Below are 12,882 nucleotides of genomic sequence, written 5' to 3'. Positions count from 1 at the left end.
ATTGAAATTATTTTTTGTAAAGAAGGTATGTTATGAACAAGCAACTTAAATTTCCGGAAAATTTTTGGTGGGGCTCAGCCTGGTCAGCAGAACAGGCTGAAGGCCGCGGAACCACCGGCAAGGCTGAAACCATTTGGGAGCGTTGGTTTAAAGAAGAACCTAATCGCTTTTATCAAGGCGTCAGTTCTGCCGTGACGGATGACCATCTCCATCGCTTCAAAGAAGATGTCGCATTGATGGTCGCAACGGGACATAATTCATTTCGAACTTCGATTTCTTGGGCTAGAATGTTTCCTGCCGGTGGCACTGGTGAAGTCAATCCGCAAGCCATCAGCTTTTATCGAGCATTATTTACTGAAATGAAGTCCAATGGTATAGAAGTTTTTGCTAATTTATATCACTTCGACATGCCCGCTAAGCTACAGGACATTGGCGGCTGGGAATCCCGGGATGTTGTGGCGGCTTATGTTCATTTCGCAGATACTTGTTTTAAAGAATTTGGTGATTTAGTTGCGCATTGGTTTACTTTTAATGAACCCCTTGGACCAATTTTAGGTGGTTATTTAGAGGACTTTCACTATCCAAACCTGATTGATTTTAAACGAGGTGCTCAAGCTGCTTTCTTTACGATTTTAGCTCATGCAAAGGCCATTGAAGCCTTCAAACGCCATCAGCTTCCCAGTAGGATTGGCGTCATTTTAAACCTGAGCCCAACTTATCCTCGAAGTAAAAATGAAGCAGATGTCAAAGCTGCTGAGATTGCCGATTTGTTCTATACGAGAAGCTATTTAGATCCGATGGTGAAAGGTGTTTTTCCAAGCAAGTTAGTTCAGCTGCTTGAAGAATACGATCAATTACCGCTTGATTTTCAACCAGCCGATCTCGACTGTATCAAAAATAATGTCGCCCAGATTTTAGGTTTAAATTATTATGAGCCCCGCCGGGTAAAGGCTCGCTTGACCGCGATTAATGAAGCGGGCCCTTTTCTACCAGACTGGTTTTTTGAGCACCATATTATGCCAGGCCGGCGCATGAATGAATACCGAGGCTGGGAGATTTATCCTAAAGGCATTTTGGACCTTTGTCTGGATATTAAAAATAATTACGGAAATATCGAAGCCTTTATCTCAGAAAATGGCATGGGAGTTGCAGATGAGGAACGCTTTATGAATCAAGCGGGAAAGATTGAAGATACCTACCGCATTGATTATATAAAAGATCATCTAGCTTATGTCTGGTTGGCAATTGAAGCCGGCTGTAATCTCAAAGGGTATCATCTCTGGACTTTTATTGACTGCTGGTCTTGGATTAATGCCTACAAAAATCGCTATGGCTTAGTTTCTCTAGATTTGGCCACGCAAAAGCGAACCATCAAACAAAGCGGCATTTTTTACAAAAATTTGAGTGCTGAAAATGGCTTCGAGTATCATACAGAAAATCTAAGCTAATTATCAAACTGAAGGATTTCAAAAAAATCAGTCACGCCCCTAGTGCAATTGCCTTGGGGAATGACTGATTTTTGTTTGGAAATTTTATTTAAAAATGTCTCTGCCTCTGACTAATTTCTTATAAAAAAACACCTGATTCAATCTACTAGACCATTGTCTCTTGAAAGAATCAGGTGATTTAAGTTTATTGATTAATTTTATTCCATGGTGAAAGACTGCCTAAAATTTGGTTCGCTGGGCTTTGAATAATCGATTTGGTAATGACATCATTGGCTAAGCTATTGCCGGAAATCTTAGTGGCAGCAATCGTTGCCCCTTGGCTGCTTCGATTATTTGTTGAGATGCTGTTGACCTTTGTATTGCCAGAAAGCTGTGCTGAGTTGTTACTAGCTTCAGCGGACTCAGTAGCAGCGGAACTAGTTTCGCCAGCATTTGGTTTTTGATCGTAGTCAGCTAAATTATAGGCCTCAATCAAAGCGTTTAGTTTCAAATTATAATTGGTATCTGTAGCGTAACGGCCAGTTAAAAAGGCGGTGACGTCTTGATAAGAGTCAGCATTGACTTTCCAAGTTTGGCTGTAGAAGGAACTGTTACCTTGAATTCCCCCCCGCAAAAGTTCAGCGTAATCTTCTAAAGATTGACGGTAGCTAGGATATTTTCTGAAGCTGGCTTGAATGGTATATAAAGTACCTGAGCCGTCATCTTCTTGGGTGTTAAAGCTGACACTTTCACCGTTGTAGCTGCCTTTAATCCCAAATAAATTAAAGTTTGGCTCTGATGATAGGCGGCTATTCCCTGAGCCGGTTTCTAAAATGGCTTGGGCAATCATAACAGATGCATATAAATCAGCATTCCAAGCGATTTCTTGGGCGTCTTTACCGATGGCTTCGATAAATTCTGCCGTCGTTTTGTTGGCAGTGACAGAATAATTATAATTGCTTTCTACAGAACCGCTAGTTAATGGCGGTTGAATCGCTTGAATTACCTGCTGTTCGGCAGGTGTTGCGGTTGTTGTTTCCTCAGGAGCCGGTGTTGGCGTTGGTGTCGGCGTTTCTGTGTTGCCCCCTGAAGGATTTTCTGGTGCTGGTGTCGTCGAGCTATCGGTAGTCGATGAGTCATCAGTGGCCGTGCTTGAACTGGAGTCAGTCGTTTCAGACGGCTCAGTTGAAGAACTTTCTATCGGCGCTTCGCTGCTTGAAGTGGATTCAGTTGGCTCGGTGCTGACGGAAGGCTCTGTCGTTGATTCTGTCACTGGCGGTGTTGTTGATTCGACAACCGGCTGTGAGCTTTCGGAAGTCTCTTCAACTATCACAGCAGAACTCTCTGAGCTGACAACATCAGCAACCTCCTGACTGCTGTCGCTAACGGCCTCACTCTCGCTGCTTTGCACAACTATTCCCGATTGCTCCTGGGCAGATGTTTCATTAAATAAATGGGACTGAAGATAAAAGGCGCCAGCGCTGACCAACACAGCACTGCAAATCAACAGACCATTGACAACTTTTTTATATTTCATTTTTCAGTGTTCCTCCCTAGCAGACTTGCATAAAACAGAGTCCCGTATTCCTCTAGTATCTTTCTTTTTTACCCGAAACCGAGATTTTTTTTCGAGAACGATTACTGCCCCCACTAATTCGATTGCGGTTTGAATTCAAATTGCTTTTAAGTTTCACTGGTGCTTTTGCCTCTTCTTTGCTTGAATCCTTATCATCGCGATTCGCCATTCTTTCATAATTAAAGGCGTTAAAGCGGAGATAAAAGACCATTAACAAACAGAAAAGCAGGAAAAACAAGTGACTAATTGTAACATTATCCCGAAAAGGCGTGAGATAAAAGACAATCAACAGAATTAAAAATAACAACATAAAGACAAGCGAGGCAATAAAGTAAATTAATGTCAGCAGCTTGTATTGTTTTGTCAGTGCATCTTTGCTAAATTTCATTAACTATCCTCCAACAATTCCTATAATCTCCTCTTGGGAAACCAACCCAAAAATTCGACTATCTAAAGATATTTCTCGGTTATCCCCTAAAACTAAATAATAGTTGGCGGGAATTTCTTCAATCCCGAATAATTCTTCAAGGGAAAAATTATTCGTAATTGTCGAAAATGTATCACCGACTGGAAGAGCGTTTATGTACAATTGCCCATCTGCATAATACACATTTTCACCCGGCAAACCAATTACCCGTTTGATATAGGTTTCCTCCTCATCCGTTGGGGGATGAAGAACAACAACATCAAAGCGTTCCGGTTCACCGTGACTGGTGATTTGGACAATTTCATCACTTAATAACGTGGGTTCCATAGATTCGCCATGCACGATATACTTTGGAAAAATAAAACCATAAAGCAGCATACCGCAATTTGCTAGTAACAATACTAGACCGGCGATTATTAAACTAATCATCAATTTTGACTTGTTTGCCACTTTATTTTCCAACATTAAGCTCCTTTAGTCAATATCAGCTCGATCTTCACTGGCGATTTTTTCTAAGATAATCGTTTCGCCCTGTAATAAATCGAAGTAAGCCGCTTTGCTGACTAGATTATCATAATCCATTTTCATGATTTTAACATGGGGTTTGCCGATGCCAAACCATGTTCTAGCGTGAACCTTAACCCGCTGTTCAATCATCTGCGATTCGTAAAGCGCAAAGCTGATTTCGTTGGCGGAAAAATTATCTTTAATATGGTCGACTTGGCTGCGTTCATAAGTAATCCGGTCGCTAGAAACCGTCATTCTTTCAGAACGATTTAACATTTTACCATTCATCTGCCACATTTGTTCCAAGTATTTAGTTTTCTGAATCAGATAGGTGTATTCCCGTAAATCAATTTTAAGAATCTTATCCCAATCTTCATCCGCTTCGTCAGCTTCACCAAAATAGCTGATGCTATTAGCTATCAATGATTGTTCTAAGCGCTCAATCATCAGCTCCAGCTTCTTATTGGTATTCTTCACCTTTTGACGGTTAAGTTTTTCGTGTTTCAGCCGATTTTGTAAATCCTCGACTTTTAAGGCTAGTTCTGGAAAAGCTTCATCTTCAGCAAGCGAAAGCGTCTCGGTCGGGACCTCTGCCTCAGCTTCCTCCTCAAACTCTTCATCGTCAGCTAACACTTCGTCGACTGCTTCTTCAAAGGCCTCATCGACTGCTGCTTCAGCTAGTTCTTCTTCAAGGTCTTCGGGTTCTTCAAGCTGATCAAGTTCCGCTTGTAGCTCTTCTAAGGAAATCATTTCCTCGCTGGAAGCCATATCACCGCTATTTTGAACCGCCTGTTGAATCTCACGAATCATCTCGGAAATTTTTTCCTCCACCAAAGCCATCGCCTTGCCGGAAACTGACGCAAATTGTTGAAGCACACTTTCTTGAAAATTAATCTCAAAAGGAAATGGTTTCTCCGTACTAGCCAACGGAACAAAAGATGCATAATAGAGATATTGCTGACGGCTTTCCGTCTCTTTCAAAAAAATCCAGGCGAATTGCGGAAAAGCTGCCTCCAGCTGCTGCCAAAGCTCTTGGGTCATTGACAACGGCTGATCGGCAATAATTTCCACATGGTAGGTTGGATCTGTAAGTTGAAAAATATTTTGAAAATAGTCGCGAATCGCTTCATCTGAAGGCGCTCCTGTCAGCTGTTTGTTTTCAATCATCTGACGACAAGCTGCCGTTAAACTCTGAAACTTATCTTTTTCAATTATCGTTACTCCAACCGCCGGTGCTGGCGTTGGATAGATAGCGGTTTGAATCATTTGATTTTTCAAGCTATCCTTCCTTTCCAATGGTTTGATTTGATTGTGAGAAGTTTAATCTAAATACTGATCAAATACTTCCATTGTTTCGCCTTTGATTTTAGCTAAAGTTTCTTTGAACTTGTTGATTTCATCTTCATATTCCTGCACCCGCGCTTGGGCTTCAGCAATCATCTGCTGAGCTTCCAGCTGGGCATCGGCAATAATCCGTTCACTCTCTGCTCTGGCGTCAAAAATCATATTTTCTTCTGCTTCAGATAATTTCGGAGCAGCCGATGTTGGTTGTTCCACAGCAACTACAGGCTCTGTCGGTGTGGTAACCGGTTCTTCAACTGCTGCAAATGCCGAGTCCATTTCTTCAACGACAGCTGCCGCTTCAACTGTCGGCTCCATTACAGGTTCCGTCTCCACTGGAGTTGAAACTGGCTCTTGTAGTGCTTGAGCTTCTTTTTCAGCCAACTGTTGCTGGAGCATTTCTACTGATTTAGCTAGCTCATCGTTTTTATTCGTAATCTCAGCTTGCAATTGTTTTTCCTGCTGGCTGATTGTTTCGGCCATTCGCGCGTATTCTTGATCTCTTTGGGACAGTTGTTCCTGCAGCTTGGAAACAATTGCTTCAAATTCTTGAGTGACCGCAGCTGGTGCTGGTTCTGGTGCAACAACCGGTGCCTTCTCCGCAAAGCTCGTTGCAATTCTAGTCACTTCTTCTTGTTTTAATTCTAATTGTTCCTTCAAACGAGCCACGGTTTCCTCTAAGCGATCAATTTCTGCTGTAGACTGCGGTTCTGCTGTTTCAGAATAATAAGCTTGATCAGGAGTTTCATAACCAGACTGTTTTTTCTTAGGACTGGATTTAGGTTTAGCCTTAGCTGCTGGTTTTTTCTTACGAACAGGTTCTTCATACTCTTCCTCTTCGTCCTCATCATCCCAGTCATCGTCGTCTTCGTCTTCATCCCAATCGTCATCATCTTCGTCGTCCCAGTCCTCATCATCCTCGTCGTCTTCGTCCCAGTCGTCGTCATCATCATCTTTTTTCTTACGACCAAAACCAAAGAAGCCGCGTTTTTTCTTTACTGGTTCGTCATCTTCATCGTCGTCCCAGTCGTCATCATCGTCCTCGTCATCTTCGTCGTCCCAGTCCTCATCGTCGTCATCATAATCCTCATCATCTTCGTCGTCCCAGTCTTCCTCGTCTTCGTCGTCCCAATCTTCTTCATCATATTCGTCATATTCATCTTCAAACTCTTCATCGTAACGACGTTTTTTATTTTTTTTGTTTTTGTTTTTCCCTTTACCAAACATAGTGACCCTCCAAGATTTTTAATTTTCTATTCATATATACAATAAGTTCTTTCCATAATTTTCCTTAAGAAAATGCTGATGTAAGCAATTATCTGAAAAATTGCTATATATATTAAATTATAGTATTAATCGGCTTTCTGGTCAATTTAATTATGAATTTTTCGGATATAAGAAAATGACTTATAAAAAAAGCAGAATAATAGCTTCTTCACTTAATCACAGGAAAATTATTAGTTACATAAAACAGGGATTTTCTCTGATAAACACTGAGTTTTTGCAGCATTTACCAACTTTAATCCACAATGATGATGCTATGCTGACAGCTGAGCTTCTTGATAGCCAAAAACAACAGCAATCCTTTTGGCGACAGTCCCTACTAATTATAACTTAGTTGCCGGACAATATTGGATATTAATTAAAAAAATAATAAAAAAAGTTTTTAATCGTTTTTTTGTCCCCGCTCATTTATTGACACGGAAAAAATTTTTTAGTTGCTTTATTCGATATTTTGGACTATTCTATTGCTAGTCAAACGCGGAAGTGGCGGAATGGCAGACGCGCACGCTTCAGGCGCGTGTGAGCTTAGCTCGTGTGGGTTCAACTCCCATCTTCCGCATAAAAATCGATTGAGGGTGCCTGAAATTTCAGGCACCCTCAATTTTTTTGTTTAAAAACACTACACGCACATCTTTCGGTTAGCATTAAATTAATATGTCAAAACACTATTCACTGAGAATCACTAAACATTTTCAATTTTCGTTTCACATCTTCAAATCACTGAAACACTCGCAACATCTATTTCAAATCTTGCAAGACCCAGAGGCAATTCAAACTGGTTCCGTGAATTATAATCTCAAAAAAACTTGACCTGCACTTTTTTTGCTTCCACAGAAAGCTACCACGCAAATAAAAAACTTCCGTTTATTAGCTGATAATTCCTGCCACAAAAAAGACTAGTCCAAGCACCAGACAAGTGATGGCTGCGAGTTGTCGACGTTTAACTAATTTAGTATCCTTTTGACCAGCGCCGATTGGTACATTAATTATGCGAACAAAAAATTCCGCTTTTGTGAAATAAACCACTCCAGCTAATAGTAGCAAAAGCCCCCCCCCCGCTAAAAGAAGCAACACACGAGCTGAAGGTAAGCCAAGCTGTCCCAAATATAAAATCCGCTGCATTTTCACCACATCCTTTTTTATAATTCTAGCTCCCTTTAATTATATCATGTCTATTAAAAAAAATTTCAAACTTTCTACTTGCCTTAAAGTCAGCTTTAAGTTGTATGATGGGTTTACAAACTTAGAAAGAAGGAATACAGATGTTAAATGAAACTTATACCTTAGCAAACGGCCTATCCATTCCTAAAATTGGTTTTGGAACCTGGATGATTGCCGATGAAAAGGTCGCTGACGATGTCAAAAATGCGATTGCTGTCGGTTATCGCCATATTGATACCGCTCAAGCCTATGCAAATGAAGTCGGTGTCGGAGCAGGCGTTAGAGATTCTGGCGTAGCAAGAGAAGACCTTTTTGTGACAACTAAACTCGCAGCTGAGATTAAAGATTATGATCAGGCAGTGGCTGCAATTGATGAGTCGTTAAAAAAATTAGACCTCGGTTACATTGATTTAATGATTATCCACAGTCCCAAGCCTTGGGCGGAGTTTCAAAATGACGAAGAGCGCTTCTTTGAAGGTAATCTAGCAGCGTGGAAGGCTTTAGAAGAAGCCTATGAAGCAGGGAAAATCAAAGCGATTGGCGTTTCAAACTTTGAAGAAGCCGACCTGCAAAATCTTTTAGACCATGCCAAAATTAAACCGATGGTCAATCAAGTGCTGGCTCATATTGGCCACACACCTTTTGCTGTTATTGAATTTTCGCAAAAACACGATATTTTTGTAGAGGCTTATTCGCCAATTGCCCATGGCGAAATGATGAGTAATCCGCAAATTACTGAAATAGCCGCAAAATATGGCGTCTCAATTCCGCAATTAGCGATTCGCTATTGTCTGCAATTGAATCTTCTGCCATTGCCAAAAACTGAAAGTGTTGACCATATGAAAAACAATGCGGATGTTGCTTTTGAGATTTCAGCCGCAGACATGGCTATTTTAAAAGCCATCAATGACTTTGATTACGGCACCAACAGTGACATCCCCGTCTTTAAACGTGCATCAAAAAAATAGTTGAGGACTGCAACAAAGTTTCAAGATGGCTTTAGTTTTTAACTTGAGAAGCCAATTGCCTAACTCTCACAGCAAAGTTACCAGAGTTGATTAGAACAATTGGCTTGTCTTAATTTCCAATTAGGTTTGGAGAGGCGTTGCAGAATAGTTTTAAAAGCCTCAATCAATTTTTTTGGACAAGTAACAAAACAACAGGAAAAAAATAAATTTGCACCGCCTCGTAAAGGGAGGCTGATGCAAATTTATTTTTTTATTTTAAATTCTCTTTTTAAACTAAATACGCTAAATCACTGGCAACGGTTGGATAACCGATAATGTAGTCCTTCATAGTATCATGGGAAATTTTTTGGTCGATAACCATAGCTAGATAATTTATCAATTCATCGGCTTGACCACTTAAAGTCGTCGCCCCTACCAACTGGTTATCTTGATCAAAATAAAGTTTTGCTTTAGCAGTTGGTTCATTTAATCGTTGATAAGTAAACCAAGCAGTCAAATCCTGCTCTACCATTTTGATGCCGTCCCCTTCAATGGTAACGCCAACTTTTGCTAATTTAGGACTGCCATAAACAATTGTCGTAATTGTCGAGTAGCTGATAGGAGTTTGATTGCCTAGCATAGCCGAGACTGCGTACTCACCCTCAAAAGTTGAAACCGGCGTTAACCGCGGCTGTGTTTTTGCTAAGACATCTCCGCAGGCATAAATATTTTCAGCAGAAGTCTGCAAATAGTCATTGACGTTGATCCCTTTTTTTGAATACTCAACTTGGGCTGCCTCGAGATTTAACTCTTCGACATTAGGAATCCGACCAGTAGCACACAAGACAAAATCAGCCTCCAAAGTTGTGTCGTCAGCTGAAAGATGGTAGCCCTCGTCCGTTTTCACTATTTTTTTGATATCTGTATCGTATACGAAACGAATTCCCCGCTCCTTTAGTTGAGCAACCATTTCGTCAACTAATGCTGCATCAAATTCTTTTAATGGCCGGCGATTATGCAAAATAATTGTCACCTCTGAACCGGCTGCATTGGCAATTGTTGCCAACTCAAAGGCAATATAGCCACCGCCGATAACGGCCATTCTCTTTGGCATGTGTGATAAAGCTAAAAAGTCGGTGCTATTGCTTAAATATTCTTGACCATCCAAATTTAACAGATTAGCCCGCTGACCTGTCGCAATTAAAAATTGCGCTGCTTCAATCTCCTCATCATTGACCGTGATGTGATTAGCATCTGTAAAACGAGCTTGGCCATAAATAGTTGTAACACCGTAGTCGGCTAAGCCTTTTTGACGGCTTTCAGGCACCGGGTCGGTGAAGCTGCGTTTAAAGGCTTCAATTTCCTCCCAATTCATCGGCGCTAGCTCACTGAAACCTTTGCCGACTAATTGATTCACTCGATCGCGGGCCTCCACGCCGGCGATTAGAATTTTTTTGGGATCACAGCCGCGATTTGGACAGGTGCCTCCCCAAAGGTCTTCTTCAATGATGGCGACTTTTTTGCCGGCATCCTTTAATTTATAAGCAGCGCTGAGACCAGCGACGCCGGAACCGATGACAACAGCATCAAACTTCAACATGAGTTTTTCCTCCTTTTTTTTGACTGAGGTATTGGAAAACATTTTTACTAGTTAAGTGACCAATCACTTGCTGTGTGTGATCAACAATTTGCAATTTTTCTGCATCGGCTAATAAAAAATAGGCCTGATCTAACGTCTCACTCAAAGAGATTTGCGGCAATGTATCAACAGCCGTCGCCTCTTCGTAAAAGCCATCCTCCACCAACAATCCAATGGAGATAAAATCAGCTTGAATCTCACCTTCTTCTTCAAAAAAGGCTTCGATAAAATCAGACTCCGGATGAGCCAAAATCTGTTCCGGTGTATCGCATTGCAGCACTTTACCATCCCGCATCACGGCGATTCGGTCACCTAATTTTAACGCTTCTTTCATGTTATGGGTAACAAAGACAATCGTCGTTTTTAAATCTTGATGAATTTTCAAAACAAGTTCCTGTAGAGCCGTCCGGGAAATCGGATCTAAGGCGCTAAAGGGCTCATCCATCAAAATAACTTCTGGGCTGGCAGCTAGCGCCCGCAAAATACCAATCCGCTGTTGTTCCCCACCGGATAATTCACTCGGCAGGCGGTGGCGATATTCTTCTGGATCTAAATCCACCTGAGCCAATAATTGATCGACTCGGGCATGTCGTTTTTCCTTTTCCCAGCCTAACATTTCCGGGATAACTTCAATATTTTGGCGGACAGTCATTGTTGGAAAAAGCGCAATTTGTTGCAGCACATAGCCCATTTGCCAGCGCATTTTTTTGATGTCGTAGTCTTTAATCCGCTGTTCTTTAAAGTAGACATTGCCATCAGTCGGCACTGTCAAACCGTTAATCATTTTCATCGTGGTGGTCTTTCCGCTCCCGGAAGGACCTACCATTACAAAAATTTCACCTTTATTAATTGTCAGATTTAAATTTTCAATGACACGATTGCCATTAAATTCCTTGCTGACCTCTTTAAACTCAATTATTTTTTCCATTTTTATTCCTCCAACAAGCCTTGATCTACTAAAAAGTCGTGGGCCACATCGGCAGGATCGGCACCTTCTACATTAACCTGATAATTCATATTACTCATCTGTTCCTCTGTAATCAGCCCTTGTAATTTATTTAAGGCCGTCACCACTTCCGGATGTTCGTCGGCAAAGCTGGTCTTCATCAACGGTGCCCCTTGGTATGGCGGGAATAAAGCCCGGTCATCTTGTAAGACTACTAAATCATATTGCGCAATTTCACTATCTGTCGAATATGCATCCAACAAATTAATGTCGCCATTATTAATCGCTTGGTAACGCAGCGCAGGCTCCATACTTTGCACACTTGGGAAGTTCAAGCCGTACAATTCTTGAATGCCTTTATAGCCGTCTTCACGGTCGATAAACTCTAAAGTGAAACCGGCTTTGATTTGATCTTGAACCTTCATCAAATCAGAAATTGTCGTAATATCATTGGCTTCAGCAAAGTCTTTTTTGACCGCTAAAGCATAGGTATTTTGGTAAGCCATCGGTTCTAAGAAACTCATTTGGAATTGTTCATCCAATAATTTCTTGGCCTCGGTATAAGTATCCTCAGCAGAGAACTTCACCCCTTGGTCATCTTCAGGTAAGGTGACTAAGCTTTCTAAAACTGTTCCAGTAAATTCTGGATAAATATCAATTTGATCATTTTCCAATGCGCTAAATAAGAAACTCGTTTTCCCAAAGTTTTCTTTTAATTCAACATTAGCATCTGGATCTTCTTGTTCAATTAGTTCCTTATACATATTAATTAAAATATCTGGTTCTGCACCTAATTTCCCGGCAATTGTGATGGTGTCCTTTGCAAAAAAGCCACTTTGATAAACGGAGAAGCCACCAAAAATTAAGACCAACACGGCTAAGGTAAGCACAGTAAATTTTGGTTTCAAATACTGCATCAATTTGATTAGACCAGAGAAAATAATTGCCAGTAAAGCCGAACAAATCGCACCAATTAAAGTTAATGTCGGATCGTTACGATCAATCCCTAACATGATAAAGGTTCCGAGACCGCCAGCCCCGATTAAGGCTGCCAATGTCGCTGTTCCGATAATTAAAACCAGTGCTGTCCGAATACCTGAAACAATCACCGGTAAAGCAATTGGTAGTTCAACTTTAATCAAGCGGCGCATCCGTGACATCCCAAAGGCTGTTGCCGCTTCTTCAATTGAAGGATCAATTTCTGAAAGACCAATATAAGTATTTTGAAAAATTGGCAAAAGCGCATAGACCACCAGTGCAATTAACGCTGGTGCTGTACCAATCCCGACAAAGGGAATTAATAATCCTAATAAAGCGAGCGACGGAATAGTTTGCAGCACGCTGGTAATTTGCAGCATCACTTCCGCCATTCGTTTATGGTTGGCCAGCCAAATGGCCAACGGTACCGCAATCAAAATTGCAATTAACAAGGCAATAATCGAAATCGATAAATGCTGGAAGGTGGCGGTTAATAAATCGTCCTTCCGTTCTAAAAACGTAGAAATTAAATTATCCATAATAAACTTAACCCATTCCTCTTTTAAATTTATTTTAAGTATAGCGAAAGCCTGCTTTTCCACCAAGCAGGTTGACTTGCTTCAGAGAAAAGCGCTAAAGATGGATACTT

At 41.0% G+C, this 12,882-nt stretch carries 11 protein-coding genes and 1 tRNA gene; 3 read left to right on the top strand and 9 right to left on the bottom strand.

The window, feature by feature from the left end:
* Positions 1-32: 32 nt before the first annotated feature.
* Positions 33-1,448 carry a glycoside hydrolase family 1 protein gene (locus ACYSNU_RS01230; RefSeq protein WP_461735407.1) on the top strand — a complete coding sequence of 472 codons (1,416 nt, stop codon included), beginning with the start codon at positions 33-35 and terminating at the stop codon, positions 1,446-1,448.
* 184 nt (positions 1,449-1,632) lie between these two features.
* Here ACYSNU_RS01230 and ACYSNU_RS01225 read toward each other — a convergent pair whose 3' ends face one another.
* From ACYSNU_RS01225 to ACYSNU_RS01205, 5 genes are read right to left on the bottom strand one after another with little or no spacing between them, the layout of a single operon-like run.
* Entirely contained in the window at positions 1,633-2,964 is a 1,332-nt protein-coding gene (locus ACYSNU_RS01225; protein ID WP_461735406.1) for a glucosaminidase domain-containing protein, read from the bottom strand.
* Between the two features lie 52 nt (positions 2,965-3,016).
* Positions 3,017-3,391, bottom strand: coding sequence for a hypothetical protein (locus ACYSNU_RS01220; protein ID WP_461735405.1), 375 nt, complete (start codon positions 3,389-3,391; stop codon positions 3,017-3,019).
* A gap of 3 nt (positions 3,392-3,394) precedes the next feature.
* On the bottom strand, positions 3,395-3,892 hold the full coding sequence (lepB, locus tag ACYSNU_RS01215; protein WP_461735404.1) for a signal peptidase I: 498 nt from the start codon (positions 3,890-3,892) through the stop codon (positions 3,395-3,397).
* Positions 3,893-3,904: 12 nt separating this feature from the next.
* The gene (locus ACYSNU_RS01210) at positions 3,905-5,215 is read right to left on the bottom strand and encodes a hypothetical protein (RefSeq protein ID WP_461735403.1); all 1,311 of its coding nucleotides are present in this window, start codon (positions 5,213-5,215) and stop codon (positions 3,905-3,907) included.
* A gap of 42 nt (positions 5,216-5,257) precedes the next feature.
* Positions 5,258-6,505, bottom strand: a complete 1,248-nt coding sequence (locus ACYSNU_RS01205; protein ID WP_461735402.1) for a hypothetical protein — start codon at positions 6,503-6,505, stop codon at positions 5,258-5,260.
* Positions 6,506-7,039: 534 nt separating this feature from the next.
* Here ACYSNU_RS01205 and ACYSNU_RS01200 point away from each other — a divergent pair.
* Positions 7,040-7,121 (top strand) — tRNA-Leu (locus ACYSNU_RS01200).
* A gap of 308 nt (positions 7,122-7,429) precedes the next feature.
* On the opposite strand, the gene ACYSNU_RS01195 is transcribed toward ACYSNU_RS01200, so the two are convergent.
* Entirely contained in the window at positions 7,430-7,684 is a 255-nt protein-coding gene (locus ACYSNU_RS01195) for a hypothetical protein (protein WP_461735401.1), read from the bottom strand.
* 140 nt (positions 7,685-7,824) lie between these two features.
* Here ACYSNU_RS01195 and ACYSNU_RS01190 point away from each other — a divergent pair, with 140 nt between their 5' ends.
* Positions 7,825-8,691: an aldo/keto reductase gene (locus tag ACYSNU_RS01190; protein ID WP_461735400.1), complete on the top strand. Its 867-nt coding sequence runs from the start codon at positions 7,825-7,827 to the stop codon at positions 8,689-8,691.
* 268 nt (positions 8,692-8,959) lie between these two features.
* Here the strand turns inward: ACYSNU_RS01190 and ACYSNU_RS01185 are convergent, their stop codons facing one another.
* The 3 genes from ACYSNU_RS01185 to ACYSNU_RS01175 are packed head-to-tail and all read right to left on the bottom strand — an operon-like array spanning position 8,960 to position 12,772.
* Positions 8,960-10,270: a dihydrolipoyl dehydrogenase family protein gene (locus ACYSNU_RS01185; protein WP_461735399.1), complete on the bottom strand. Its 1,311-nt coding sequence runs from the start codon at positions 10,268-10,270 to the stop codon at positions 8,960-8,962.
* Entirely contained in the window at positions 10,257-11,237 is a 981-nt protein-coding gene (locus tag ACYSNU_RS01180; protein WP_461735398.1) for an ABC transporter ATP-binding protein, read from the bottom strand. The genes ACYSNU_RS01185 and ACYSNU_RS01180 overlap by 14 nt, the downstream gene beginning before the upstream one ends.
* Before the next feature lie 2 nt (positions 11,238-11,239).
* Positions 11,240-12,772 carry an ABC transporter permease/substrate-binding protein gene (locus ACYSNU_RS01175; RefSeq protein ID WP_265455773.1) on the bottom strand — a complete coding sequence of 511 codons (1,533 nt, stop codon included), beginning with the start codon at positions 12,770-12,772 and terminating at the stop codon, positions 11,240-11,242.
* Between the last annotated feature and the right edge of the window lie 110 nt (positions 12,773-12,882).

It is taken from the genome of Enterococcus sp. LJL120 (assembly GCF_054871765.1).
This window is presented reverse-complemented; position numbering and strand designations above follow the sequence as displayed.

What these genes read in the sequence shown, in the direction of transcription:
- ACYSNU_RS01180 (WP_461735398.1), bottom strand. Translation starts at nt 11,237, where the DNA reads ATGGAAAAAATAATTGAGTTTAAAGAGGTCAGCAAGGAATTTAATGGC.
- ACYSNU_RS01185 (WP_461735399.1), bottom strand. Translation starts at nt 10,270, where the DNA reads ATGTTGAAGTTTGATGCTGTTGTCATCGGTTCCGGCGTCGCTGGTCTC.
- ACYSNU_RS01230 (WP_461735407.1), top strand. Translation starts at nt 33, where the DNA reads ATGAACAAGCAACTTAAATTTCCGGAAAATTTTTGGTGGGGCTCAGCC.
- ACYSNU_RS01175 (WP_265455773.1), bottom strand. Translation starts at nt 12,772, where the DNA reads ATGGATAATTTAATTTCTACGTTTTTAGAACGGAAGGACGATTTATTA.
- ACYSNU_RS01220 (WP_461735405.1), bottom strand. Translation starts at nt 3,391, where the DNA reads ATGAAATTTAGCAAAGATGCACTGACAAAACAATACAAGCTGCTGACA.
- ACYSNU_RS01225 (WP_461735406.1), bottom strand. Translation starts at nt 2,964, where the DNA reads ATGAAATATAAAAAAGTTGTCAATGGTCTGTTGATTTGCAGTGCTGTG.
- ACYSNU_RS01190 (WP_461735400.1), top strand. Translation starts at nt 7,825, where the DNA reads ATGTTAAATGAAACTTATACCTTAGCAAACGGCCTATCCATTCCTAAA.
- ACYSNU_RS01205 (WP_461735402.1), bottom strand. Translation starts at nt 6,505, where the DNA reads ATGTTTGGTAAAGGGAAAAACAAAAACAAAAAAAATAAAAAACGTCGT.
- ACYSNU_RS01195 (WP_461735401.1), bottom strand. Translation starts at nt 7,684, where the DNA reads ATGCAGCGGATTTTATATTTGGGACAGCTTGGCTTACCTTCAGCTCGT.